The organism is Streptomyces sp. NPDC001617, from assembly GCF_053596855.1.
The window spans coordinates 101,034-124,563 of sequence record NZ_JBSFHA010000015.1 but is presented as its reverse complement, the minus strand read 5'-3'; the positions used below and the strand labels follow the sequence as shown (position 1 = coordinate 124,563).

At 71.9% G+C, this 23,530-nt stretch carries 17 protein-coding genes; 6 read left to right on the top strand and 11 right to left on the bottom strand.

The annotated features are described in order from the left end of the window. The first annotated feature begins 41 nt into the window (after positions 1-41). Both ACWC09_RS14645 and ACWC09_RS14640 read left to right on the top strand, forming a co-directional pair. Entirely contained in the window at positions 42-668 is a 627-nt protein-coding gene (locus tag ACWC09_RS14645) for a TetR/AcrR family transcriptional regulator (protein ID WP_450850881.1), read from the top strand. A gap of 78 nt (positions 669-746) precedes the next feature. Continuing rightward, positions 747-1,391 (top strand): response regulator transcription factor, encoded by a 645-nt coding sequence (locus ACWC09_RS14640; RefSeq protein ID WP_450850880.1) that lies wholly within the window; start codon positions 747-749, stop codon positions 1,389-1,391. Positions 1,392-1,398: 7 nt separating this feature from the next. On the opposite strand, the gene ACWC09_RS14635 is transcribed toward ACWC09_RS14640, so the two are convergent. After that, the gene (locus ACWC09_RS14635; RefSeq protein WP_450850879.1) at positions 1,399-2,091 is read right to left on the bottom strand and encodes a Crp/Fnr family transcriptional regulator; all 693 of its coding nucleotides are present in this window, start codon (positions 2,089-2,091) and stop codon (positions 1,399-1,401) included. A 142-nt stretch (positions 2,092-2,233) separates the two neighbouring features. Between ACWC09_RS14635 and ACWC09_RS14630 the strand changes: the two genes are divergently transcribed. Further along, positions 2,234-2,509: a YciI family protein gene (locus ACWC09_RS14630; protein ID WP_450850878.1), complete on the top strand. Its 276-nt coding sequence runs from the start codon at positions 2,234-2,236 to the stop codon at positions 2,507-2,509. On the opposite strand, the gene galE is transcribed toward ACWC09_RS14630, so the two are convergent. After that, on the bottom strand, positions 2,506-3,486 hold the full coding sequence (galE, locus tag ACWC09_RS14625; protein WP_450850877.1) for a UDP-glucose 4-epimerase GalE: 981 nt from the start codon (positions 3,484-3,486) through the stop codon (positions 2,506-2,508). The genes ACWC09_RS14630 and galE overlap by 4 nt on opposite strands. Positions 3,487-3,572: 86 nt before the next feature. Then, positions 3,573-4,856, bottom strand: coding sequence for a glycosyltransferase family 87 protein (locus tag ACWC09_RS14620; RefSeq protein WP_450850876.1), 1,284 nt, complete (start codon positions 4,854-4,856; stop codon positions 3,573-3,575). A gap of 92 nt (positions 4,857-4,948) precedes the next feature. On the opposite strand from ACWC09_RS14620, the gene ACWC09_RS14615 reads away from it, so the two are divergent. After that, a complete protein-coding gene (locus ACWC09_RS14615; RefSeq protein ID WP_450850875.1) occupies positions 4,949-6,472 on the top strand; it encodes a glycosyltransferase family 39 protein in 1,524 nt (507 codons plus the stop codon). On the opposite strand, the gene ACWC09_RS14610 is transcribed toward ACWC09_RS14615, so the two are convergent. Further along, positions 6,461-6,970: a MarR family winged helix-turn-helix transcriptional regulator gene (locus tag ACWC09_RS14610; protein WP_450850874.1), complete on the bottom strand. Its 510-nt coding sequence runs from the start codon at positions 6,968-6,970 to the stop codon at positions 6,461-6,463. The genes ACWC09_RS14615 and ACWC09_RS14610 overlap by 12 nt on opposite strands. 124 nt (positions 6,971-7,094) lie before the next feature. On the opposite strand from ACWC09_RS14610, the gene ACWC09_RS14605 reads away from it, so the two are divergent. Both ACWC09_RS14605 and ACWC09_RS14600 read left to right on the top strand, forming a co-directional pair. Further along, positions 7,095-7,508 carry an organic hydroperoxide resistance protein gene (locus tag ACWC09_RS14605; protein ID WP_450850873.1) on the top strand — a complete coding sequence of 138 codons (414 nt, stop codon included), beginning with the start codon at positions 7,095-7,097 and terminating at the stop codon, positions 7,506-7,508. 101 nt (positions 7,509-7,609) lie between these two features. Beyond that, positions 7,610-8,914 (top strand): hypothetical protein, encoded by a 1,305-nt coding sequence (locus tag ACWC09_RS14600; protein ID WP_450850872.1) that lies wholly within the window; start codon positions 7,610-7,612, stop codon positions 8,912-8,914. On the opposite strand, the gene ACWC09_RS14595 is transcribed toward ACWC09_RS14600, so the two are convergent. The 7 genes from ACWC09_RS14595 to ACWC09_RS14565 form a co-directional block, all read right to left on the bottom strand. Further along, positions 8,902-11,142: a bifunctional glycosyltransferase/CDP-glycerol:glycerophosphate glycerophosphotransferase gene (locus tag ACWC09_RS14595; protein WP_450850871.1), complete on the bottom strand. Its 2,241-nt coding sequence runs from the start codon at positions 11,140-11,142 to the stop codon at positions 8,902-8,904. The two genes, ACWC09_RS14600 and ACWC09_RS14595, sit on opposite strands and share 13 nt — an antisense overlap. A gap of 1 nt (position 11,143) precedes the next feature. Then, entirely contained in the window at positions 11,144-13,345 is a 2,202-nt protein-coding gene (locus tag ACWC09_RS14590; RefSeq protein ID WP_450850870.1) for a CDP-glycerol glycerophosphotransferase family protein, read from the bottom strand. A gap of 145 nt (positions 13,346-13,490) precedes the next feature. Continuing rightward, complete coding sequence (locus ACWC09_RS14585) at positions 13,491-15,674, bottom strand: bifunctional glycosyltransferase/CDP-glycerol:glycerophosphate glycerophosphotransferase (protein WP_450850869.1); 2,184 nt, start codon at positions 15,672-15,674, stop codon at positions 13,491-13,493. 133 nt (positions 15,675-15,807) lie between these two features. After that, on the bottom strand, positions 15,808-16,689 hold the full coding sequence (locus tag ACWC09_RS14580; protein ID WP_450850868.1) for a carbohydrate ABC transporter permease: 882 nt from the start codon (positions 16,687-16,689) through the stop codon (positions 15,808-15,810). Continuing rightward, positions 16,686-18,038 (bottom strand): carbohydrate ABC transporter permease, encoded by a 1,353-nt coding sequence (locus ACWC09_RS14575; RefSeq protein WP_450850867.1) that lies wholly within the window; start codon positions 18,036-18,038, stop codon positions 16,686-16,688. Before ACWC09_RS14575 ends, ACWC09_RS14580 begins: the two co-directional genes overlap by 4 nt. A 9-nt stretch (positions 18,039-18,047) precedes the next feature. Next, positions 18,048-19,427, bottom strand: coding sequence for an ABC transporter substrate-binding protein (locus ACWC09_RS14570; RefSeq protein WP_450850866.1), 1,380 nt, complete (start codon positions 19,425-19,427; stop codon positions 18,048-18,050). A gap of 156 nt (positions 19,428-19,583) precedes the next feature. Next, positions 19,584-23,240: an FHA domain-containing protein gene (locus ACWC09_RS14565; RefSeq protein WP_450850904.1), complete on the bottom strand. Its 3,657-nt coding sequence runs from the start codon at positions 23,238-23,240 to the stop codon at positions 19,584-19,586. Between the last annotated feature and the right edge of the window lie 290 nt (positions 23,241-23,530).

The following is a 23,530-nucleotide window of genomic DNA, read 5'->3' as shown; positions in this document are numbered from 1 at the left end:
GGGACGGGACCGTATCGTCGCAACGCCCTATGCTGGACCGTATGACGACGAACGCCGAGGAGCCCCAGACGCGTCCGCGCCGCCGGACCCCCGCCGGAGCGGCGGTACTCCGGGAGGATGTGACCGAAGCCATCCGGGCGGCCGTCTTCGAGGAGCTCGCGGCGGTCGGCTACGCGCGGATGTCCATCGAGGGGATCGCGCGGAGAGCGGGCGTCGGCAAGACCGCGGTGTACCGGCGCTGGAAGTCCAAGCTGCACCTGGTCCTCGACGTCGTCTCGGCGCTCGCGGTGATGGGCCTGCCGACACCCGACACCGGCTCCCTGGAGGGTGACCTGCGCCTGCTGTACGAGGTCACCTCGCGTGCCCTGCGCCACCCGGTGGCCTCACAGATCATCCCGGACCTGCAGGCCGAGGCGGCGCGCAACCCCGAGATCGCCGAGGCCGTGCAGAAGACCCTGCGCGAGGGCCAGGAGGGTGTGGCGCTCAAGATCCTGGTGGCGGCGGAGCAGCGCGGCGAGATCCGTGCGGGCTTCGACGACGAGCTGGCGCTCGACCTGATCGCGGGGCCCCTGTACTGGCGCTCGGTGGTGATCCGCAGCCCGAAGCTGCCGAAGGAGTACCTGGGGGTCCTGACCAGGGCCACCGCTCAGGCTCTCAAGGCGCTGTGAGTATGCTGCGGTCCCCGGCCGCCGGTGGCCGAAAGGTGCGTCGCCGCCCGCGGTGACCGGAGTTGAGGCGGAACTGCCGTGAGAGTCGTGATCGCCGAGGACAACGCCCTGTTGCGCGAGGGGCTCGTCCTGCTGCTGACGTCCGCCGGTCATGAGGTCGTGGCCGTCGCCGGCACCGGTCCCGAGGTGCTCCCCGCGCTCCTGGAACACCGCCCCGACGCGGCCGTCCTGGATGTGCGCATGCCGCCCGGCTTCCGTGACGAGGGCCTGCGGGCCGCTCTGGAGGCACGCGCGCAGATCCCCGGCCTCCCGGTGCTGGTCCTCTCCCAGTACGTCGAGGAGTCGTACGCCGCCGAATTGCTCACCGGCGGGGCGAGCGGGCTCGGTTACCTTCTCAAGGACCGGGTCGGCCGGGTCGACGAGTTCCTCGACGCGCTGGAGCGGGTCGCCGCCGGCGGCACGGCCCTCGACCCCGAGGTCGTCACCGAACTCCTCACCCGCCGCAAGGACTCCCCCCTCGACTCCCTCACGCCCCGCGAGCGCGAGGTGCTGGGGCTGATGGCCGAGGGCCACGACAACGCGACCATCGCCAAGACCCTGGTCGTCACCGAACGCGCGGTCCACAAGCACATCGGCAACGTGTTCCTGAAGCTGAGCCTGCCGCCGAGCGACAGCGGGCACCGGCGGGTGCTGGCGGTCCTGGCGTATCTGAACAACCAGTAGCCGCAGATCAGTTCAGGTACGCGTCCGGTGCGGCCCGCAGCGCGAGCAGTTCCGGTGCGAGCACCTCGATCCGGCCGCCCTCGGCCGACCCGATCAGACCGTCGCGCCGGAGCCGGGACAGGGCCCGGTTGACCGTGACGCGGGTGACACCGAGCAGGTCGGCGAGCTCCCGCTGACCGCCGGGCAGGGACGCGTGCCCGTCGGCGTCCGTCGCCTCCAGCAGCCAGGCCGCCAGTCGCGCCTCGCACGGCAGCGTCACCGTGTCCGTCAACCGCCGCTGCTGGGCACGGGCCTGGGCGGCGAGCAGCCGCAGCACATGCGCGCGTACGGCCGCGGAGTCGTCCAGCAGCTCCATGAACCGCGTCCGCGGCACGGCTCGTACGACGCACGGAGTGAGCGCGGTGAACGTCGCCGTGTGGCCCGCCCGGTCGAGCAGCGCCACCTTGTCCAGCGCACACGGCCCGCTCCACGCGCCGAACCGGACCACACGCCCGCCCGCCGTGACGACCGACGCCGCGGTACGGCCCTCCAGGAGAACGAGCAGCCGGTCGGCGGGCTCGCCCTGGGCGCGCAGCTGCTCCCCGGTGTCGTAGCACCGCGGAACGGAGGCCTCCCACAGGCGGTCCAGGTCGGGGTCCGGCAGCGCGGAGAACAGAGGTACGTCCCGCAGTCGCCGTCGGCCCGGCGCGCTGCCGCCCATGCCCGTGCCGCCTCCTCGCCGGCGGCGCCCTCACCGCCGTAGCCGTGCCGTGTCGGCTGTATCGCGCGATACAGCCTCGCCCACCGCGCCGAGCCTAACCTCGCATCCGTCGCCGTACGCAGAGCCGACCGAAGGGACCGCCGTGCTCGTCGTGGAACTCGCCTTCACCCCCGCCCCCGAACGCCTCGCCGCCCGCCCCGCCCACCGGGAGACCCTCGCCCGTCTGCACGCGGAGGGGCGGCTCATGGCCGCAGGGCCCTGGGCCGAGGACGACGGGGCGCTGCTCGTGTTCGCCGTGGACCGCGGGGAGTTGGAGGAGATCCTGGACGCCGATCCGTACTACCGGCGTACGCCCGGCGTCGAGGTGCGGTCGGTGCGTGCGTGGACGCCCGTTGTCGGTTGGGGCGACAGGCCCTAGTTCCGCGCCGCCCCCGGATACCTCCGCACCCACCCCTCCCAAGCCGAAGCGATCATGTCCTGCACGTCGTGCTTGGCCTTCCAGGCCAGTTCTGTGGCCGCTCGGTCGGACGAGGCGACCACTCGGGCGGGGTCGCCGGGGCGGCGGGGGGTGACCGTCGGGGGGCGGTCGTAGCCGGTGAGGGCGTTGATGTGGTCGATCATCTCGCGGACCGAGACGCCTTCGCCGCGGCCGATGTTGAGGGTGAGGTCGCGGCCGGGGGAGGACCGCAGGGCGCGGGCGGCGGCCACGTGGGCCTCCGCCAGGTCGACCACGTGGATGTAGTCCCGTACGCAGGTGCCGTCGGGGGTCGCGTAGTCGTCGCCGAAGATGCGTGGGGGCGCGTTCTCCGTGAGTTTCTCGAAGACCATCGGGATGAGGTTGAAGACGCCCACGTCGGCCAACTCCGGGCTCGCCGCGCCCGCCACGTTGAAGTAGCGAAGGGAGGCGGTGGACAGGCCCGTCGCCCGGCCCGTCGCGCGGACCAGCCATTCGCCGGCCAGCTTGGTCTCGCCGTACGGGGACATGGGGACGCAGGGGGTGTCCTCCGTGACCAGGTCGACGTCCGGCATGCCGTACACGGCCGCGGAGGACGAGAACACGAAGGACGGGACGTTCGCCGCCGTCACCGCCTCCAGGAGGACGCGCAGGCCCTCGACGTTCTCCCGGTAGTAGAGGAGGGGGAGGTCGACGGACTCGCCCACCTGCTTCTTCGCCGCCAGGTGGACCACCCCGGTGACCTTGTGCTCAGCGAGCACCCGCGTCACGCCCTCGCCGTCCAGCGTCGAGCCCACGACCAGCGGCACCCCGGCCGGCACGCGCTCGGCGAAGCCCGTCGACAGGTCGTCGTAGACCACGGCCCGCTCGCCGGCCTCCGTCATCGCCCGTACGACGTGCGCCCCGATGTAACCGGCACCGCCGGTGATCAGCCAGGTCATGTGCGGCCGTCCCCTCGTCCCTGGGCCTGTCTGCCTTGTCCCGTGTCCTGTCCCGTGTTCACGTATCAGTGAAGCAGGCGGCACCGTCAGACCGGCACGGGTGGGGTGACTCCCCGTGCGTCGGGGGACACGTGGGGTACGCGGAGAGGCGGTGCGGGCCTCGTCGAGCGCCATACGCGGGTGAAGGACAGGATCGCGGCCGTCAGGAGCAGGCCGTTGCGGACCAGCATCAGGGCGCAGCCCGTCCAGGTGCAGGCCATGACCTGGTGGTAGAGGGCCGGGTAGGCGAGCGCGCTGACCGCGGTCGCCGCCAGGATCAGCGCCGCCACCGGGCGTTGGACGGTCTGGCGTGCGGTGAGGCAGACGCCGGCCAGGCCGACCAGCCAGATCATGTACTGCGGGCTGATCACCCGGCTGGTGACGGTGAAGAGCAGGACGGCGCTCAGGGCGGCGTCGTACGGCGTCGCGGGCGTCCAGCGGCGGGCGCGCAGCCGCCACAGGAGCAGCAGGCCGAAGGCGACCGCGGTGAGGGCGAGACAGACGTGGGCGACGGTCCGGACGTGCGGGCCGGTGAATTCGAGGGAGCCGTATTGGTAGCGCACCTTCCCCGGCCAGCCGGCGTGCGTCGCGAACGCGAGCACGGTGCCGCCCAGCGACTCGATCTGCACGCCCCGGCCGCCCTGTTGGCGCAGGAAGGACAAGGGGTGGGCGAACACGGCGGCCAGTACGCCGAGTACGACGGCCGCCGCACCGGCCGCCCAGCTCCACGCCGAGCGTGTCGCCCGCCTCCTCGGCACACCCAGCAGCACCAGCGCGGGCCACACCTTCACGAGCGCCCCGAGTGCCGCGAACACGCCGCACGCACGCGTGGAGCGCGGCAACGTCAACAGGGAGATGACGGCGAGGGCCGTGACCTGGACGTCGTAGCGGGCGAGCGGGATGTGCAGAAGGAGTGGGAGACCGCCCACCCACACCCAGGCGCCGAGGAGGGAGCGCCAGGGGCGGCCGCCGACGACGGTCAGTGCCAGGGCGATCGCCGCGTCGGCGGCGAGGGTGAGGACGACGAACGCCTGAAAGTACGTCAGGCCCGGCAGCAGCGCGGGGGAGAGCAGCACGGCGCCGGCGCCCGGCGGGTACTGCCACAGGGGGTCGTGCGCCGGGAAGGTGCCGTGCGCGAGGACGCCGTACCACTGGTGGTACAGCCGCCACACCTCCCGCGCGACCGAGCCGCTGCCGAGCAGGGGCACGGCGTCGTGGGTGAGCAGCCACAGCATCGCCGCGCGGGTGGCGAGCCAGGCGGCGGCGAGAGCGAGGCGCGGGTGTTTCCCCATGGTCCGGACGTTCCCGAGGATGTTCGACGCGGCATTCATCACCGCGGATCGTAAGCCGGGCGAATGGTGTGTGATTGCTAATACACCGTCAATCGTCGGTAAGAGCTCGCTAACGGCCCAAACTCAGCGGCGTGACGAACGTTATCCAGGGTGTGGAGAGCGAGGCTTCGAGGCGGGCGCAGATCACTGCCGTGGCGGTGCCGTCGGCCGTCATGCTCGGGCTCGGGCTGTGGGGCCTGGACCGGGGTGGCATGTGGGGCGACGAGAGCGTCAGTTATCTGGTCGCGCGGCGCACGGTGCCGCAGATCTGGCGGCTGCTGCACACCGTCGACGCGGTGCACGGCCTGTACTACCTGTGCATGCACTACGTCCTCGCGCTTCACCCCGGCGAGGTGGTGCTCCGCCTCCCGTCCGTCCTGGGCGCCACCGTGGCCGCCGGCCTGATCGCCGCCCTCGGTACCCGCCTGGCCCGCCCGCGGGTCGGCCTGTGGGCCGGCCTGCTCTACGCGATCACCCCGATGACCGGCCACTACGCGCAGGAAGGGCGGTCGTACGCGCTCGTCTCGGCCGGCGTGGCGGGCGCGACGCTGCTCCTGGTCCGCGCCCTGCGGGAGCGGCGCACGCGCGCGTGGTGGGCGTACGGCGGTCTGCTCGCGCTGACGTCCGTCCTGCACGAGCTGGCGGTCCTGGTGCTCCTCGCCCACGCGGCGACACTCGCCCTCGCGCGCGTACCGCGCGCGGTGTGGTTCGGGTGGGTGCGCGGCGCGGGGGCGGCGGCGGTCGTCCTGCTGCCGCTGGTCCGGGTCTCCGAAGGGCAGTCCGGGCAGGTGGCGTGGTTGCGGACGCCCGGTTGGCCGCAGGTGGAGGACCTGGTGCGGTCGTTCGCCGTCGGCCGGACGGGGGTCGTGTTCTGGGGGTACGTCCTCCTCGTGGCCATGGGCGTCTGGGCCGGGCGGCGACTCGCCGCGGTCGCGCTGCCGCTGCTGGTGCTGCCCCCGGCGACCCTGCTGGCCGTATCGCAGATCCAGCCGCTCTACGACGACCGGTACGTGCTGTACGCCCTCGCCGGCGCGCCCCTGCTCGCGGCGGCGGCCGCCGACCGGCTGGTGACGTCGGCCGGGCGCCTGCTGCCGAGCGCACCCCGGCGGCCGCATCCCGGAAGGCATCCCCTCGTCGCCCTCGCCGGTGTCCTGGCCGTCGCGCTCGCCTTCGTCGACGGCCTGCCACAGCAGCGGGCCGACCGTGAGGCCGACCACCGCCCCGAGAACTTCGCCGCCGTCTCCGCGGTCGTCGCCCGGCGGGCCCGACCCGGCGACGCGGTGCTGTTCCTGCCGGCGTTCTGGCGGGTCGGGGCGCTGGCCTATCCGAAGGGCTTCCGGGAGGCGCGTGATGTGGCGCTCGCCGAGTCCGGGCCCCGGTCCGGCACGCTGAGCGGCCTCGAAGCGCCGCCGGGGGAGCTGCGGCGCAGGCTAGCGTCGGTGAACCGGGTCTGGGTCGTCGCCCCGGCGTATGTCCTGAGGTCGCGCCGGTACCCGAGCGATCCGACCGAGCGCCTCAAACTCGCGCTCGTGGAGGAGCACTTCACGCCCGTCGAGGACTACGGGAGCGGGCGCCGGATCACCCTCGGCCTGTACGTCCGCCGCTCACTGCTGTGAGTCGGCCTCCGAAAGGGCCGCTTCATCCAGTGCGGTGGTGAGTTCGTCGAGGCTGGCGCGCAGGGCGCGGATCTCGTCGACGTCGAAGGTCGTCGCCGTCATGATGCGCCGGGGTACCTCCAGGGCGCGCTCGCGCAATGCGGTGCCCTCCTCGGTGAGCCGCACGTCCACCGAGCGCTCGTCGCGCACGCTGCGCTCGCGCCGGACCAGGCCGGCCGCCTCCAGCCGCTTGAGCAGCGGGGAGAGCGTGCCGGAGTCGAGGCGCAGGTGTTCGCCGAGCCTCTTGACCGGCAGATCGCCGTGCTCCCACAGCACCAGCATCACCAGGTACTGCGGGTAGGTGAGGCCGAGGTCCTTGAGGAGCACGCGGTAGAGGCCGCCGAAGGCGCGCGAGGCGGCGTTCAGGGAGAAGCAGATCTGCTGGTCGAGGCGGAGCCAGTCGGCCGTGGGCGTGGGCGTGGCCGTGGGGGTCGGTGTCGGGGTCGGCGAGGTGCTCATGCTCCCAGGATAGCTCTTGCCCGTCATTTAGTTGTGCACAACTAAATTGTGTGCTCTACTTATGGCCGTGAGGCGGCCGCAAGAGAGCCGCCGGAGCACTGTGACTCGAGAGGGATGGTTTTCCATGGACGCGCTCTACACCGCTGTCGCCACCGCCACCCACGGCCGTGACGGTCGCGCCGTCTCCAACGACGGCAAGATCGACCTCAAGCTGGCCCCGCCGGTGGAGCTGGGCGGCAACGGGGAGGGCACCAACCCCGAGCAGCTCTTCGCCGCCGGTTACGCGGCCTGCTTCGGCAGCGCCCTCGGCCTCGTCGGCCGCCAGGCGAAGGTCGACGTCACCGACGCCGCCGTCACCGCCGAGGTCGGCATAGGCAAGCAGGGCGAGGGCTTCGGCCTCAAGGTGACGCTGCGCGTCGAGCTGCCGGACACCGTGGACGAGGAGACCGGCCGCAAGCTGGTCGAGACGGCCCACCAGGTCTGCCCGTACTCCAACGCGACCCGCGGCAACATCGAGGTCGACCTCGTCATCGAGTAAGTCCCCTGCGAGTAGGTCCGAGACGACCCTCACCCGACCCGCGTCGACACCTCGGCGCGGGTCGAGTCATGAGCGCGGTATTCGTGATAGGCCGTTCCACCATGTGGAGGCTCCCTTTCTGGTTCGCTGTCATCGCCCTGGTATTCACCGTCGCGCAGTCGGCCGAGATTCAGGGCCGCGCCCGCATGGACACCCGCCAATACGTCGCCCACAGCTACATGTTGCAAGGGGTCGGCCGGGAAGAGGCCTCCCGGCGGGCGATGGAGTACTACTGCGACAGCGCGCGCGTCGGAACCGCCCGGCGCGACAGTGCCGATCTGGCGAACTACCGGAATCACAGCGGCGGGGAATCCGCCTACTGGAGCTGCCGGACCCGGACGGAACGCGGCATCGAGAACGCCGCGCGGCGCACGGACATCACCGGTTACCAGGCCCTCTTCAGCGACCCGCGCGTCTCCGAGATCTTCGCGACCCGGCCCGGCTATCCGGCCTTCATCATCCCCTTCGTCAAGGCGTTCGGCCTGGTCCGGGGCCTGTGGATGGCGGCCGTCGTGGTGACCGTCGCGGCCAGTGGATTCGTGGTGCTGACGCTGCGCCGACTGGGGGTCTCCGTCCCCCTCGCCCTCCTCGGGCAGATCCTCTACTACGCCCTCCAGACCGGCACGGATTCCATGCAGCCCCTGTGCGAGGGACTGTTGCTGTGCCTTCTCCTCGCCGGAATTCTCGGCTGCGTCCGCGTTCTCCAGGGACACCTTCGCTCGGGTACGGCGATTTCTCTCGCCGCGTTCGCCGGCGCCGCCACGGTCAAATACGCCCAGACCCTGCTGGCCGTGGCCGGAATCGCGGGCATGACGGCATTGTTCGTGTGCGTACGGTGGCTACGGCACCGGGAATTCCCCCGGCCGGAATGGCTGCTCCTCGCCGCGACCGGTCTCTTCGTGACGGCACTTCAACTCGTCATCGTCGCTCTCGGACTGCCCAGCACCCGGGCCAGCCTCCAGGAGCTGATGGCCGTCCACTACAGCAGGCCCCTTCCCCCGCACCTGCTGCACCACTTCCTGCGCCTGAGCATCGGGTTCTGGCGGGAGTGGCTGCGCGGCGGGCTGGTCCAGCCCTTCAACCTGCTGCTGCTCGCGGCCGGGGCGTGGGGGGCGCTGCGGTGGCACCGCTCGTTCGGGTTCCTGGTCGTCGGGGTCGCCGTCGCGGGCTTCGTGAACCAGGCCGGACATCCCGAAATGGCCATGGGATCACGGCTGTTGGTGATGGCGACCCTGCTGCCGGTGTGCGGCATCCCGCTCCTGATCGAGAACCACACAAGGAACCAAGCGGCGAAGGGACCGGACGCGACCGTCCGGCCCCCTCGGGCGGGAGAGCAACTCCCGGTATCTCAGGATCAGTTGTACTGAGGCAGCCGGGCCGACCCGTCGGCTGCCCGCGGGATGCTCGCGACCGCGCCCTCACCGGAGACCGGCGTCTCACCCAGCAGCACCTGCCGTACGACCCTCTCCGCGGCCCGCCCGTCGTCGAACTCGCAGAACCGCTCCCGGAAGGCGGCCCTCAGGCCCGTCGACTCCTCGTCCCGCCAGGTCCCCGAGGCGAACAGCCATGCCAACTCCCCGTAGGAGCACGACACATGGCCCGGCGCCTCGGCCGTGATGTCGAAGTAGGCGCCCCGGCTCGCCGCGTACGCGCCCCAGTCGTCGGCGTGGACGACGATCGGCCGGTCCAGGTTGGCGTAGTCGAACATCAGGGCCGAGTAGTCGGTGACCAGCACGTCCGAAGCGAGCATCAGATCCTCGACGTGCGGTTCGTCCGTCGCGTCGACCAGGACGCCCCGCGCGTGCAGATCGGCGAGACCGAACCCGCGCGTCGTACCGGTCGCGAGCGTGGGGTGCAGGCGTACGACGAGGGTGTGGCCGGCGCCCAGGTCCGCGGCGAACCGGGCCAGGTCGATCCGGTCGACGTGCCCGCCGCGCCGGTACTCGCGGCGGGTCGGGGCGTACAGCACCACGGTGTGTCCGGCGGGGATGCCGAGCCGCTCACGGACCGAAGCGCCGTGCCCCTCAGGGGCGTCGACGAGGATGTCGTTGCGTGGGCTGCCGGTCCGCAGCGACGCGAAGTGACAGGGATACGCCCGCTCCCACACCAGCTCCGAGTGCCGGTTGGCGACCAGGCTCAGGTCCCAGCGGTCGGCCCGGTGCAGCTGCTTCGGCACGCTGTAGCCGTGCCGGGCGCCGGGCTTGGCGAGCAGGTCGACGCCCATGTACTTGAGCGGGGTGCCCTGATGGGTCTGCACCTGGACCTGGCCGGGACGTTTGACCAGGCTGCCGGGCCAGTTGACGTTGTTGACCCAGTACGTGGCCCGCGCCATGACCGAGTGGTAGCGCCGCGAGCCGGGCGTGACATGGTCGACGCCCTCCGGGATTGACGCCACGTCCTCCTCCCGCACCACCCACACTCCGCGCAACTGCGGTGCGATCTCACGGGCCTTGGCGTGGATCGCGGCCGGATCCCCGGAGACGCCCGCGTGATGGCAGGAGGAGTAGACGACGAGACGGGGATCGAGGGGGAGCCTCAACTGGGCCGCGTACCAGGCACTCTGGGCCGACGCCGACACCTTGGCCCCCGTACGCCGCTTGCCCGCATCCGCGAGCCGTCGCACCCCGCGCGCACCCCGCAGGGCCGCGAACGAGGCGTAGGGCGCACTCGCCAAGAGCCGCATCTCGGTGCCGCGTTCGCCGTCCGGCACCGTGAAGCCCTCGGGACAGTGACGGCGGTGGAAGGAACGGATCTCCCGGTAGAAGTCGGCGCGGTCCGCCGGAGTCACCCGGTCCTCGCGGGCGATGACGTACAGCATGTGGTCCAGGGCCCGCTCGAACAGCAGCGGGCGCGCCCACGCGAGGTCCTCCCGCTCCTCCAGGAACGCGAACAGGCCCTCGTACTGCGGAAAGATGTCGAAGTGCCTGCGCCCAGGCGTCTTGGTGATCGCACCCTGCCGCCGCTGCCGGTACTCGACCCCGATCCGGCCCAGGCAGGCGATGCGGTCGGCCAGCACCATCGAGCGGTAGGTGACGGGCGCGTCCTCGTACAGGCCCGGCGCGTACTGGAGGCCGTGCTCCTGGAAGAAGGCCCTGCGGTACGCCTTGTTCCAGGCGACCAGGAACAGATGGATGTACTGCGGGCTCTCGCGCAGGTCGAAGACGTCCTGGCCGGCCGCGGCCAGCAGGGCCGAGGCGTCGCTGGGGCCGCCGCGGCCCCACCAGTGGGTGCGGATGTGGTCGAAGACCAGGATGTCCGGGTCCTCGGCCGACTTCAGGCGATCGGCGACGGCGGCCAGCAGGCCCGGCGTGTAGAGGTCGTCGCTGTCGAGGAAGAGGACGTAGTCGCCGCGCGCCTGCGCCAGACCGGCGTTGCGGGCCCGGCCCAGGCCGACGTTCTCGGGCAGGTGCAGGACCCGCACCCGCTCGTCGCGGGCCGCGTACTCGTCGAGGATCGCGCCGCAGCCGTCGGGCGAGCGGTCGTCGACGGCGATCACCTCGAAGCCGGGGTACGACTGCCCGAGCACCGAGTCGAGACACTCGCGCAGATAGCCCTGCACCTTGAAGACGGGGACGATGATGCTGAAGCGGGGCACGTCAGCTCCTTGCGAGGGTCGTCGCGGCGGGGGCGGGCAGGCGCTCGGCGAGCGGGATCACCGGCGGGATCGCCTCCGGTGGCTCGCCCAACAGCACGCGTCGTACGACGCGTTCGGCGGCGCGCCCGTCGTCGAAGCCGCAGAACCGCTCCCGGAACGCGGCCCGCGCCGCCCCGGACTCCGGCCCGGCCCAGGAGCCGTCGCGGAAGATCCGCGCCAGTTCCTCGGGCGTCCGGGCCACCGGCCCCGGCGGCAGCTCCATCAGGTCGAAGTAGACGCCCCGTGTCTCCCGGTAGACCTCCCAGTCGTCGACGTACACGACCATCGGGCGGTCCAGGTTGGCGTAGTCGAACATGATCGACGAGTAGTCGGTGATCAGCGCGTCGGCGGCCAGACACACGTCCTCGGAGGAGCGGTGCGCGGTGACGTCGATGATGCGGCCGGTGTTCTTCGCCTTGCCCTGGTCGTAGAAGTAGTGGGCGCGCAGCAGGACCACGACGTCCTCGCCGGCCTCCTCGCAGAAGGCCTCCAGGTCCAGGCCGGTCTCGAAGCCGGTGTGGTAGTCGCGGTGGGTGGGCGCGTACAGGACGGCCGTCCTGCCCTCGGGAACCCCCAACTCCCTCCGGACACGGGCCACGTCGTCCGCCGTCGCCGTGTAGTAGACGTCGTTGCGCGGATAGCCGTACTCGAGGGTCTCGTGCGCGGCCGGGAAGGCGCGCTCCCACATCTGGGTGGAGTGGGCGTTGGAGGTCAGGTTGTAGTCCCAACGGTCCACGCGGGCCAGGAGCTTGGCGAAGCTGCCGGTCGCGGCGGCGACCACGGGGTACGTGGCCTGGTCGACGCCCATCTTCTTCAGCGGGGTGCCGTGCTGGGTCGAGAGGTGCACGCTGCCCTTGCGCTTGACCACCGCGTCCGCGAAGTTGGCGTTGTTGATCAGGTACTTGGCGCGGGCGAGGACGTCCCAGTACGTGGCGGTGCCCATCACCGCGTACTCGATGTCCTTCGGCACGGTGTGTGCCTGGTCCGGCTCGACCAGGAACACCGCCCGGAGGTGCGGGGCGAGTTCGCGGGCCTTGGCGTGGATCGCGGCCGGGTTGCAGGCGTAGCCGCGGCCCCAATAGGCCGAGTACACGGCCAGGTTGGGGTCGATCGGGCGGCGCAGGGCGCGGCTGTAGCGCAGGCGGGTGCGCAGGCCCTGGGGACGGGGGAGGGCCTCCAGGACGCGGACCGCCGACTGGTTGGCGCCGCGCAGGGCGCGGAAGGCGGCGTACGAACCGCTCGCCAGCAGCCGGTGCTGTACCCCGAGGCTGCCGGGCGGGGTGCGGAAGCCGGCCGGCCGGTGGTGGCGGTAGAGCCTGCTCGCCCGGCGGAAGAAGGCGCGGCGCTTGGCGGTGAGGCGGCGGGGGTGGGCCGCCGTTTTGAGGACGGCGCTGAAGAGGTGGTCGAAGAGGGGGACCAAGCGCTCCTCGTGCAGGGACAGTTCGGTGGCACGGGTGAGGACCAGGTCGACCTGGTCGAGGAGTTCGAGGTGGTGCTCGCCGGGGAGGTTGAGCCGGCTGCCCTGCCGGCGCGCCAGATGCCGTACGACGACCTCGCGCAGCACGGCCGCCTTCTCCGCCCGCAACGCCACCAGACCGCCGAAGCCGACGTCCGTGAAGTGACCGTCGGGGAAGGCGAGTCGGTGATCGGTGAGGAAGGTACGGCGGTAGGCCGCACTCCATGCCGGGAGCTGGACGCCGGTCAGCTGGGGGGCCTGGTCGGGGGAGAAGGCGCCGTCCGGGGTCTTCGGCAGGAGTTGGGCGGCCGGGTTGGTGGGCTCGCCTTCCCACCAGGGGACCCGCTCGTGCTCGACGTACAGGACGTCCACGTCACCGGTGTCGGCGAGGCGCGCGTCCAGTGCCGCGAGGGCGCCCGGCACCAGGGTGTCGTCACCGTCGAGGAACAGCAGATACGCGCCCTTCGCCGCCCGCATCCCGGTGTTGCGCGCCCCGGCGAGACCGGCCGACGGCGGCGAGTGCACCGGGGCCACACGGGCGTCCCGCTCGGCGTACCCGACGGCCACGTCCGCAGCGGGGGAGTCGGGGGCGTCGCAGACCGGGATCAGCTCGAAGTCGCCGTAGGACTGTGCGAGGACGGAGTCCAGCGCCTGGGACAGACGGCCGGCCACCCCATGGGACGGGACGATGATGCTGAAGCGGGGCATTCTGCTCTTTCTCTCGAGGTTCGTGAGGAGTGTCAGGTGCCGTCTAGCGGCCCGGCCGCCCTGCGGGACGCCAGGTGGATGGCCGGGTCGGTGTGGGCCGGGACGGGCTGGAGGGCATGCGAACTCCCCGGAGTGAGAACGGCGTTCAGAGGCTGTCGGTGACGGTCAGGGGGCCGCCGGGTTGGGGCACGGTCGCCTGCGGGGAGCGGGCGAGGCTCGCGGCGGCCGAGGGGACGGGGTGGCGGTCGGCGAGCGGGACGACCGGTGGGAGGCCGGTCTCGCCCAACACCACATGGCGTACGACCCGTTCGGCGGCGCGTCCGTCGTCGTACGGGCAGAAGCGCTCCCGGAACGCGGTGCGCAGCTGGGAGGAGCGGGAGCCTCGCCAGTGGCCGGTGGCGAAGATGTCGATCAGTTCGTCCTCGCTGCGCGCGACCGCGCCCGGCGGGAAGGAGCGCAGGTCGAAGTAGGTGCCGCGGGCCGCCTCGTACGCCTCCCAGTCGCCGGCGTGGATCACGATCGGGCGGTCCAGGTTGGCGTAGTCGAACATGATGGACGCGTAGTCGGTGAGCAGGGCGTCCGAGGCGAGACAGAGGTCCTCGACGCTGCGGTGGCCGGTGACGTCGATGATCCGCGCGCTGTGCGGGACGGGGCTGTGCGTGCGGGCCAGGACGACGAAGCGGGGGCCCAGACGGCGCAGGACGCGTTCCAGGTCCACGGGGGAGAGCTGGGTGCGGCGGTAGTCGCGGCGGGTGGGGGCGTAGAGGATCGCGACCGTGTCGTCGGGGATGCCGAGGGAGGCGCGGATGCGGGCCACGTCGGTCGAAGTGGCCTTCTGGAACGCGTCGTTGCGGGGGCTGCCGTATTCGAGCGTGGTGTAGCCGCCCGGGTGGACGCGTTCCCAGGTGAGGGTGGAGTGGCGGTTGGCCGACAGGACGTAGTCCCACTGGTCGACGCCGTGCAGGAGCTGTGCGAAGTCCAGGTCCCGTGCTGCGGCCGGGCGTTCCAGGAGATCGAGGCCCATGTGCCCGAGCGGGGTGCCCTGTTGGGTCTGGATGATGATCTGGCCGGGGCGTTTGACCGGACGGGGCTCGAAGTCGGTGTTGCTGACCAGGTACTTGGAGCGGGCCAGGGCGGTCCAGTGGGCCGCGGTGTCCGGGTGGGCGAGCCAGGCCGTGCGGATGTGCGGGGCGAGGGCGCGGAAGGCCTCTTCGAGGGCGGCCGGGTTGCCGCCGGGGCCGTCGGACGCGGTGAACACGGCTCGGTCGGCGCGCAGCGGGAGACGGAGCTGGATGCGGTAGTGGGCGCGCAGGATCAACGCCCTTACCGTGCGCAGGAGTTTGGCGGTCAGCTTGGTCGTGCGGCGGTGGGCGGACGCCGTCAGCTGCAGGGCGCGGTACGTGCGGTGCAGGCCCCAGCGGATCAGGGCGTGGCGCAGGGGGACGCGGATGCCGGGGACGCGGTGGCGGCGGTAGTGGGCGCGGGCCCTGCGCAGGAACTCGGCGCGGGTACCGCGCGGGAGGCGGTCGCGGCGGGCCAGGATCTTCGTCAGGTGGTCGACCATGCGGCGGAACAACACCGGGCGCCAGCGCGCGAGTTCGGGGTGTCGGTCGACGTACGCGAAGACACGGTCGTACTGCTCGAAGACGTCGAAGTGCCTGCGGCTGGTGGTGGAGAGGATGTTGCCCCGGCGGCGCTGGCGGTAGTGGACGCAGACCCGGTCGAGGGTCGAGATCGACCCGGCGGTCATCAGGACCGGGAAGGTCCACGGGGTGTCCTCGTAGAAGCCGGGCGGGAAGGCGAAGCCCTCGCGCTCGACGAACTCCCGGCGGCACGCCTTGTTCCAGGCCACCATCAGCAGGCGCAGCAAACCCGGCCGGTCCTCCAGGCGGAACGGGGTCGGGCCCTGTTCGGCGAGCTGGACGGAGACGACGTTGCGGACGGTCTCGCCCGTCCAGAACGTGCGCGCGTAGTCGTAGACCAGGACGTCCGGTTCGCCGGTCTCCTTCAGCCGGTCGGCGATCGCGAGGAGCGCGTGCGGGGTGAGGGTGTCGTCGCCGTCGAGGAAGACCAGGTAGTCGCCGGTCGCGTGCTTCATGCCGGCGTTGCGGGCGCCGCCCAGACCCTGGTTCTCGGGCAGGTGCACGGGGCGTACACGGGGGTCGCGGGCCGCGAACTCCTCGATGATCGCGCCCGATCCGTCGGGCGAGCGGTCGTCGACCGCGATCAGCTCCAGATCGGGGTACGACTGGGTCAGCACCGATGCCAGGCATTCGTGCAGATACGCCTGAACCTTGTACGCGGGGACGATGACACTGAACCTGGGCAAGGCACATCCATGGGGTCGGCGCGGACGACGGGGCCTTGCCCGGGAACGGCCGATGGAGTGACTTGGTTACGGTTTCGTACGTCATAAGGGGGACGCCGGGTGAACGCCGTCCCCCTTTCGGCTTGCCGCAGGGCTACTTGACCGCGCCCGCCATCACGCCCGACACGAACTGCCGTTGGAACGCGAAGAACACGGCCAGCGGGATCACCATGGAGATGAACGCGCCGGGTGCCAGGACGTCGATGTTGTTGCCGAACTGCCGTACCTGCTGCTGCAGTGCGACCGTCAGCGGCTGTGACTCGGAGTCCGAGAACACCAGCGCGACCAGCATGTCGTTCCACACCCACAGGAACTGGAAGATGCCGAGCGAGGCGATCGCCGGGGCGCCGAGCGGCAGTACGACGGTCAGGAACAGCCGGGTCTCGCCGGCGCCGTCCAGCCGTGCCGCCTCCAGGAGTTCGCGCGGGATCTCCGCGAAGAAGTTCCTGAGCAGGAAGATGGCGAACGGCAGTCCGAAGCCGACATGGAAGAGGACCACGCCGATGATGTCGCCGAAGATCCCGATCTTGCCGAAGAGGTCGGCGAGCGGGATCAGCGCGATCTGGACGGGGACCACGAGCAGCGCGACCACGACCAGGAACCACCAGTCGCGGCCCTTGAAGTCCATCCAGGCGAAGGCGTATCCGGCCATCGCGCCCAGGAGCACCACGAGGAGTGTGGCCGGGACCGTGATCCAGATGGTGTTGAAGAGGGAGTGGGTGATCGCGTCGTTCTCCAGGAGCGACTTGTAGCTCTTGGCGGTGAGCTGGCTCGGCGCGGTGAACACCTTCCACCAGCCCGAGGCGGCGATGTCGGTCGGCTCGCGGAACGACGAGACCAGCAGACCGAAGGTCGGCACCAGCCAGAACACGGCCACCAGGATCAGGAAGACGTGCAGCACCCCGCCGCCCGCGCCGCTCGCCACCCTGGCGGCGAGGGAGCGCTTGGCGCGCACGGTCGTGTCGAGGGTGGTCACCGCTGACGCTCCCTTCGCAGTCGCCGGATGTTGACCCACATCACCGGCAGGACGAGCAGCAGCAGGATCACGCCGATCGCACTGCCGACTCCCTCGTTGCCACCGCCGCCGAAGGACGACAGGAACAGTTGCAGCGCAAGGACGTTGGCGTCGTCCTGACTGGGCTGTGGGGCGATGATGTAGACCAGGTCGAAGATCTTCATCACGTTGATCATCAGCGTGATGAGGACGACGACGAGGACGGGGGAGAGCAGGGGGACGGTGACCCTTCGGAACACCTGCCACTCGTTCGCCCCGTCCACGCGGGCCGCTTCCAGCAGATTGCGGTCCACACCGGCAAGTCCCGCCGCGATCAGCACCATCGCGAAGCCCGCCCACATCCACACGTACGCCCCGATGATCGCCGGGGTGACCAGGGTCGGGCCGAGCCAGTCGATGCCGTCGTACGGCGCCGAGAAGTTCGAGGCGGGCAGGCGGAGTTGGGCTCCGTCGGCCTTCGCCGGGAGGGTGAAGGCGCCGTCCGCGCCGCTCTTGGCCGACGCGACCACCTTGCCGCCCTTCACGGCCTCCACCTTGACGCCCTTGAGCGCCTTCTCACCGGGGTCGACCTTGCCCTTCGTGCCCCCGCCGCCCAGCTTGAAGTCCAGCCAGACGGTGCCGGTGATGCCGGAGCCGGTCGCGGCCCTGGCGTTCTCCGGGTTGCCGGGGAGCTTGTTCGGCGCGATGCCGACCAGTGGGAGCAGGGCAGGGGTGCCCGCGTGCACGGTGCCGGTCGTGGTGAACGAGCCGCCGCCGGAGGGCTTGAGATCGCTCGCCGTCGCGTTCGGGCGGGCGCCCGGATAGACGGACGACGAGACGAAGGTGTCGTGGATGGACTTGGCGACCGCGTTGGCGGCCCCCAGATGGGGGTCCTGCTCGTAGACGAGCCGGAAGATGATCCCGGCGGCGAGCATCGAGATCGCCATCGGCATGAAGACGATCAGCTTGAACGCCGTTCCCCAGCGCACCCGTTCGGTCAGCACCGCGAAGATCAGACCCAGCGCGGTGACGATCGCGGGCGCCACCGCGACCCAGATCGCCGTGTTGCGTACGGCGGTCAGCGTCGCGTCGTTGGAGAAGATGTCGCCGTAGTTCTTCATCCCGACGAAGCCCGAGCCGTCGGCGTCGTAGAGGCTGCGCCAGATCGAGTACCCGATCGGGTAGACCACGAGCGCCCCGAGGAGCACGAACGCGGGCAGCAGGAACAGCACCGCCACCCACAATCGCGTCCCCGTGACGCTCTTGCCCGGTTCGGCGGGGGGCGCCGGCAGCGCGCCGGCGCCCCCCGCCGTGTTCGCCACAGATGTCATCGCCGGCCGTCAGCCCGTGCCGTACGCCTTGGCCGCGTCGGCCTCCAGCTTCTGCTGGGTGCCGGCGATGTCCTTCGGATTGCGCAGGAAGTCCTGCAGGTCCTTCCACTCGCCGACGCCCGCCGTGCCGCCGAAGGCCGCGGGGGCCTGGTCGGACATGTCGAAGCGGAAGCTGTCACCGGCCGCGAGCAGTTGCTGGGCGATCTGCTTGGTGATGGCGTCCTTGTACGACGACATGTCCATCTCCTTGTTCGGGGAGAGGATGCCGCCCTGCGCCGCCCAGATCTGGGCCGCGTCGGTGGAGGCCAGGAAGGTCAGCAGCGCCTGGGCGCCCTGGCCGCTCTTCAGCGCCACGGCGACGTCACCGCCGCTGACCACGGGGGCCTGCGAGCCGACCGCCGGGAACGGGAAGACCTTGGCGTCCGTGCCCAGCTTCGCCTTGGTGTCGCCGTTGATGTTGGCGGCCACGAAGTCGCCCTCGAAGACCATCGCGGCCGGGGTGGAGCCGGAGAAGGTCTGGGTGACCGACTTCGGGAACTCCGTGTTCAGCGCGCCCTTGGTACCGCCCGCGATCAGGTCGTTCTTGCCCCAGAGCTGGGCGAGGGTGGTGAGGGCGTCCTTGACGGAGGGGTCGGTCCACTTGATCTTGTGGGCGGCCAGCTCGTCGTACTTGTCGGGGCCGGCCTGGGAGAGATAGATGTTCTCGAACCAGTCGGTGAGGGTCCAGCCGTCCGCGCCGCCGATCGAGACGGCCGGGGAGCCGGCATCCGAGAGGGTCTGCGCGGTCTGCAGGAAGTCCTTCCAGGTCTTGGGCGCGGTCTTGATGCCGGCCGCGTCGAAGGCCTGGGTGTTGTACCAGACCAGGGACTTGTTGGCGGCCTTGGCGTAGACGCCGTACTGCTTGCCCTTCCAGGCGCCCAGGTCCACCCAGCCCTTGGAGAAGTTCTTGGTGAGCTGTGCCTGCGCGTCGGCGCCGAGCGGCTTGAGCCAGCCCTTGTCCGCGAACTGGTGGAGCACGCCGACCTGCGGGAGGAACGCGACGTCCGGCGGCTTGCCGCCCTGGATCTTGGTACCGAGGAAGGTGGAGGTGTTGTTGCCGGTCGGAACGAAGTTGATCTTGGCGCCGGTCCGCTTCTTGAACTCGTCCATCACCTTCATGAAGTTGGCCTGCTCGGCGCCGGTCCAGACGGCGGCGACCTCCAGCGTCTGGCCGTTGAGCTTGGGGAGTTTCAGTCCGCTGCTGCTGCTCTCCGAACTGCCTCCGCCGCCGCTCTTGTTGTCGTCGCTGCCGCCGCAGCCGCTCAACGCCAGTGCGAGTGCTCCCGCGAGGAGGGCGGCTGCCGTTCTGGCGGCCCTGGATGTCCGGTTCTTGCTGCTCGTGCTGCGCATCACTGCCCCGTTCTCCGTTCCTCGTCGAACGTCGAGCGCTGTCCCGTGCGGTCTGGTCTACGCCGACGGGTGTAGGGCGGCAAGACCGCGTCCCGTGTCAAGTAGAGGATCGTGACCCGGTCGTGACTAGGTGCGGCCTGAACTGACCAACCGGCACTACAGCAGTGACGGCACCTCAGACGCCGAGACCTCCCGCGCCGCCCTCTCCAGCGCACTCGCCAGCAGCGCCAGGTCCGTCGGCCCGTTCCCCAGTTCTCGTACCGGCCTGCGGGTCGGCGGGTCGCCCATGCGCTGCCAGTCGAGGGGGACGACGGTCGGGCGCAGGGTGGCCGTTCTCGGGATGCGGCCGGTGACTCGGCCGCCCTGGAACGGTGTGGTCCGACCATCCGCCCAGGTCAGACGTCCGCGGCCGGGGGAGGGTTCGTCGGGGCCGGAAGCGGCTGGTTCCAGGGTCACCCGCAAGGTCGCCCTGCGTGCCGGTTCCGTTTCCGCGGTACGGCCGCCCGGGCCCGCCGCGGCGACCAGATGGACGCCCAGGCGGGCGCCCTCCCTCGCCACCGCCTCCAGGGCCCGCACGACCGAGCCCGCCGCCGGGCGGCCAGGGGAACCGAGGGCGGGGGAGACCAGGGCGTCCAGGTCGTCCACGACCACGACGAGGCGGGGCAACGGCGGGGCGGACTCCGTCTGTTGACGTGATGCCGCCGGACGCAGCCGCATGGTCGAGCTGGGCGGGGTGTCCAGGTCGCCGGTGGCGGTCGTGCCGGGGGCCGGGGTTCCCCGTGTCTGGGTGCTCCGCTGGGACACCATCCGGCCCGTGAGCTCGCGGCCCGTGTGCCACTCGGCGAAGTCGCTGCGGCCCAGGAGCTCGGCACGCCGCTTCAGCTCGGCGCTCAGGGACTGGGCGAACTCCCGCATGCGGACGGGGTCGTTGGCGGTCAGGTGAGTCGTCACATGCGGGACGTCCGTACAGACGCGCAGACCGTCGCCATGGCCGCCGCCTGTGCTCACGCTGTCCCGGCCGTCCATCAGGACGATGCCGAGCCGGTCGGGGCGCTCGGCGGCGGCGAGCGAGGCGACCACGGCCCGCAGCAGCTCCGTACGGCCGCTGCCCGCCGGGCCCTCGATCAGCAGGTGCGGTCCGTCGGCCAGGAGGTCCGCGCAGACCGGGCCGCGGGGGCCGGCCCCGAGCACGGCCCACGCCCGCCCGCCGAGCGACTCCGCGTCGTCCGCTGCATCCGCCCAACGCGCCATCAGCGAGGCCGGGGTGGCCCGCGCCAGCCCCAACTCGTCCAGCAGACGGGCGGCCTGGGGGAGCGGCACGGACACGCGCGTGGGCCGCTCGGCCACCGCTCCGTCCAGCCGCAGCGGCGCGAGGGCCCGCGCGAACCGCTCGGCCCAGGGGAGGGAGACGGCGTCGACCGTGGCTACGGTGCCGGGGGCTATCAGGGCGGGGTGCGGGGGGTGGGGAGCGGAGACATCGGGATCGGTGGTGGGTGGGTGCCCCGGTGTCGACGCCGCATCGCCCGGACCGGAGGACCGGGGTGTGACAAGGCGGTCCACGGCCACTGCCGCTCCGGCGAGTCCTCCCGCCGGTCCGCCCGCCCCCGGCCCGGAGGCCCCGACACCGGCCCCGGACGGCGTGCCCGCCCCGCCCCGTGCCACCCGCATCAGCCGCAGCGCCGTCGCCACATCGCCGCTCAGCAGGGCGACCGCGCCGCACTCGCGGAACGCCGGAGCCACCTCGCAGGCCGCCTCGTACGTCTCCGACACCGGTGAGGCGGGCGACGCGGACGCCGTCTCGGCGAGGCAGACGACGTGGATACCGGCCTTCGGGCCGTCCAGTGCCAGCCGCGCCACGGCTTCCCGCACGGCCGCGCCCCCGGGGTCGCCGTCCACGACGACCACGGTGTACGGCCCCGCGAAGCCGGCCGCCTCGTCGGTGCCGTCGTCGTCGCGGGCCCAGGAGGGGCGTCGGACGGCTGCTCGGGCCTCACCCTGCCCGCGGGACGGAGGGGCCGGGATCGGTCCCGCCTCCGCCAACTGGTCCTCCAGACGCCGCAGGAGCTCGTCCGTGCGGGCCTTCGCCTGTTCGCGGTCGTAGGCGAGCAGGAGGCGGCAGTCCTGGCCGTGGGCCGGGCGGAGGTGGGGAAGCCAGCCGAGCCAGGACCACTCCGCCGTGCGCTCCGCCAGGGGGCGGGAGCGGTCCGCGCTGATCAGGACGAGCTCCAGGGCCTCCGGCGAGTGCAGCGCGGCCAGTTGGGCCACCACCGCGCGGGCCAGCCCGGAGAGGCGGGTGCGGGGGCCGGCGAGGCCCAGCGCACCGGCCTCGCGCAGATCCGCGGTCACCGGGACCGCCGGCAGCAGACCCGAGCCGTCGGGTGCCGTCCGGTCGGCCGTCCCGAGCCGCACGGTGAGCGCCTCCGGGTGTCCGGGGCCGCGCTCCCACAGCCGGGGGCCGGGTCCGAGCGCCGTCAGCAGCAGTGTCGCGGGGTCCGGCCAGATCTCCGGGAGCTGAGGGCCGGTGGCCGGTGCCGGGCCCGCGGCCGGGACGGGGGCGTCCTCGTGGCCGTACGCCTCACCCTCGTGCGCGGCCTGCTCCGCGCGTCCGCCGGCGAGCTTCCGTGCCCACGCGGAGAGTCCGCCTCGCTTGCGCACACCCTGGGGGATGTCCGTGCCCCGGAGAGGCGTGCCCTTGCGGCTTCCGGTACCGGAAGCGGCGTCGGTGTCCGGCATGTCCGTGGGGTCTGTGCTCCTGAGGGGTGTCCCCCCGCGTCGGCCGGCTCCGGAGGGCTCCTCGTCAGCGCCTGCACGCGTGCGGGTGCCGGACGGTTCGCCGTCCGGTGCCGGGTCATGGGCGGCGGTCGCGGCGGCAGAGGTGTTCCACGCGACCGCGCCGAACCGGCCCGCGTGCGTGTCCCCCGCTCCCGCTTCTCGGTGCTCGATGCGGGGCGCTCCGCCCTGGCCCGGCACGATCGGTGCCTCGGCGGAGCCGTGCCCCTGGGCCGTGCGTATCCCGCGCGACGGTGTTGCCGGGTCGCCGCCGTCGGCCACGCGCGCATGAGGTGGCGTTTCGCCGCTCGCCGGGGCGGGTGGACCGTCGGCTCGCGCGCCCCCGGTCTCGACGACCGCCCCCGCCTCGCCTCCGGAGGGCACCCGTACGCACCCCTCCCCGTCCGCCGCCGTGCGCACCCGCGCCCCGGGCCCTCCGGCCGGTGCCAGGCGCAGGGCCGACTCGCCGATCCTCAGCAGTGCCCCAGCGGCGAAGCGCACCGCGCGGGTGCCCACGCGGGTGCCGTCCAGCGTGGTGCCGTTCGTCGAGTCGAGGTCGGCGACCGAGACATGGCCGTCGGAGGCGACCGTGATCGCGCAGTGGAGGCGGGAGACGTCCGGGTCGTCGAGGGGGACGTCGGCGTCGGCGGAGCGGCCGATGCGGATCTCGCCGCCGTGCAGCAGATGGACCCCGCCCGCGTCCGGGCCTGCCACGACGTGGAGTTGGGTCGGTGCGTCGTCCAACTCGGGATGGGGTTCGGGCTCCGCGGGGGCGCCCAGGGACAGCACCGCGCCGTCGATCAGCGGGGGCTCGCCGAGGGTGCTGCGCTGGTCGTCCAGCCGCTCCGCGCCCGCGTACAGCACCACCGAGCCGCTTCCGGAGGCGGAGCCGCCCTCGCCGGAGACCGCCGAGGCCAGTGCCGACGCCACCGCGGCCAGGGCCGTGCCCGCGGGGGCCGTGACCAGCATGTCGCAGCTCGCGGTGCGGCCCCGCGCCCTCTCGGGCGGGCCCAGCGGGTCTACGACGGTCAGCCGGATCTGCATCGCCGTCAGCGATCCCTTCTGCGCGGGCGGCGCGGAACCCCCCACCCCACACGAGCATTGCGGCCAGTACGGAAAGCATCCTCGCACCTGCCACTGACAACACACCCCCGCCCCCGTCCCAAGTGATCTTGATTGGTCAGCTCTGCCCCCAAAAGTGCCTGACCAGTAGCGCGCGGGTGATCACTTGAGATCGGTCACGTCCGCGCCCGGGCAACCGGCCGACCGGAGCAAGCGTCTTTCCTTCGAACAAGGATGGGGAGCGGAACGTAAGAGGCACAGAAAGACACAGA

Bases quoted from the DNA above. Each gene is read 5' to 3' on its own strand.
- ACWC09_RS14645 (WP_450850881.1), top strand. From the start codon at position 42: ATGACGACGAACGCCGAGGAGCCCCAGACGCGTCCGCGCCGCCGGACC.
- ACWC09_RS14635 (WP_450850879.1), bottom strand. From the start codon at position 2,091: ATGGGCGGCAGCGCGCCGGGCCGACGGCGACTGCGGGACGTACCTCTG.
- galE (WP_450850877.1), bottom strand. From the start codon at position 3,486: ATGACCTGGCTGATCACCGGCGGTGCCGGTTACATCGGGGCGCACGTC.
- ACWC09_RS14620 (WP_450850876.1), bottom strand. From the start codon at position 4,856: ATGAATGCCGCGTCGAACATCCTCGGGAACGTCCGGACCATGGGGAAA.
- ACWC09_RS14610 (WP_450850874.1), bottom strand. From the start codon at position 6,970: ATGAGCACCTCGCCGACCCCGACACCGACCCCCACGGCCACGCCCACG.
- ACWC09_RS14605 (WP_450850873.1), top strand. From the start codon at position 7,095: ATGGACGCGCTCTACACCGCTGTCGCCACCGCCACCCACGGCCGTGAC.
- ACWC09_RS14600 (WP_450850872.1), top strand. From the start codon at position 7,610: ATGTGGAGGCTCCCTTTCTGGTTCGCTGTCATCGCCCTGGTATTCACC.
- ACWC09_RS14590 (WP_450850870.1), bottom strand. From the start codon at position 13,345: ATGCCCCGCTTCAGCATCATCGTCCCGTCCCATGGGGTGGCCGGCCGT.
- ACWC09_RS14575 (WP_450850867.1), bottom strand. From the start codon at position 18,038: ATGACATCTGTGGCGAACACGGCGGGGGGCGCCGGCGCGCTGCCGGCG.
- ACWC09_RS14570 (WP_450850866.1), bottom strand. From the start codon at position 19,427: ATGCGCAGCACGAGCAGCAAGAACCGGACATCCAGGGCCGCCAGAACG.
- ACWC09_RS14565 (WP_450850904.1), bottom strand. From the start codon at position 23,240: ATGCAGATCCGGCTGACCGTCGTAGACCCGCTGGGCCCGCCCGAGAGG.